Annotated in this window: 1 protein-coding gene; it reads left to right on the plus strand. The window is 67.1% G+C overall.

The genetic code is table 11. The features are described from left to right. On the plus strand, positions 1–1,814 hold a 1,814-nt coding region (locus tag ACZ5CR_RS44355), incomplete at both ends, for an acyltransferase domain-containing protein (RefSeq protein ID WP_468869098.1).

Raw genomic sequence — 1,814 nt, forward strand, 5'->3', positions numbered from 1 at the left:
GTAGGGGCTGTCGAGCTGCTGACCGACAACCGTGAGTGGCTGCGGGAGAACGGTCCGCGGCGTGCGGGTGTGTCTTCGTTCGGCATCAGCGGCACCAACGCGCACATCATTCTCGAAGAGGCACCGGAACTCGATGAGGAGGAGCGGGAGGGGCAGGAAGGGCTGCCGGCTGCGTCGGTTCCGTCGGTTGTTCCGTGGATGTTGTCGGCGAAGTCGGAGGAAGCGCTGAAGGCGCAGGCCCAGCGGCTGCTTGAACACGTTGCGGAGCATGCGCATGCCGGGGCCTCGCCCGCGGATGTGGGGTACTCGCTCATCACGTCGCGTGCGGCGTTGGAGCACCGTGCCGCAGTGGTGGGTGGTGATCTGGAGTCGCTGCAGGAGGGGCTGCGGGCGATTGCTTCGGGTGGTGCTGATGCCCGTGCGGTGAGTGGCGTCAGCTTGGGTGCGGGCGGCAAGAGTGTGTTCGTGTTCCCGGGTCAGGGGTCGCAGTGGGTGGGCATGGCTGCCGAACTGATCGAGTCTTCCCCGGTGTTCGCGGAGCGGATGCGCGAGTGCGCCACAGCTCTGTCCTCGTATGTGGACTGGTCGCTGTTCGACGTCCTCGATGATGCCGAGGCGCTGGAGCGGGTGGACGTGGTCCAGCCGGTGTTGTGGGCCGTGATGGTGTCGTTGGCCGAGCTGTGGCGTTCGTACGGCATCAAGCCGGGTGCCGTGGTGGGTCACTCCCAGGGCGAGATTGCGGCTGCGTGTGTGGCCGGTGCGCTGTCGATCGAGGATGCCGCCAAGGTGGTGGCCCTGCGGTCGAGGGCGATTCTGGCGCTGTCGGGTCTGGGTGGCATGGTGTCGGTGGCACTGCCCGTGGACGAGGTCCGCGAGCGGCTGACCGAGGGACTCTCCGTCGCGGCCGTCAACGGCCCCGCCTCGGTGGTCGTTTCCGGTGAGGTCGCCGAGCTGGACGCCCTCCTTGCCGCCTGCGAAGCCGACGAGGTCCGGGCGCGCCGCATCCCGGTCGACTACGCCTCGCACTCCGCGCATGTGGAGACCATCCACGCCGAACTGCAGCAGGTTCTGGCGGGACTTGAGCCGCGTACGGCCGACGTGCCGTTCTTCTCCACGGTGACCGGCGACTGGCTGGACACCACGGTGATGGACGCGGAGTACTGGTACACGAACCTGCGTCAGACCGTCCGTTTCGAGGAGGCCACGAGGGCGTTGGCTGAGCAGGGCCACCGGTTCTTCATCGAGGCGTCCGCGCATCCGGTACTGACGATCGGTGTGCAGCAGACGCTGGAAGACAGTGGTGTGGACGCGGCTGTTCTCGGCACGCTGCGGCGTGACGAAGGCGGCCTGGAGCGGTTCCTGCTCTCCCTTGCCGAAGCTCAGGTCCGGGGTATGGCGGTCGACCCGGCGATGGTGTTCCCCGGGGCCAAGGTCGTGGACCTGCCTACGTATGCCTTCCAGCACCAGCACTTCTGGCTTGAGCCGGGGGTGGGTGATGCGGATGTGGTGTCGGCTGGTCTGGAGGGTGCGGGGCATCCGTTGTTGGGTGCTGCGGTGTCGTTGCCGGATGTGGATGGGTTTTTGTTGACGGGGCGGTTGTCGCTGCGTTCGCATCCGTGGCTGGGTGAGCATGTGGTGGATGGGTCGGTTCTGTTGCCGGGGACGGCGTTTGTGGAGCTGGCGGTGCGGGCGGGTGATGAGGCTGGTTGTGGTCGGGTTGAGGATCTGACGCTTGAGGCTCCGTTGGTGTTGCCGGAGTCGGGTGCTGTGCAGTTGCAGGTGGTGGTGGGTGCGCCGGATGGGCAGGGTGCTCG

Source organism: Streptomyces sp. NPDC031274, from assembly GCF_055570235.1.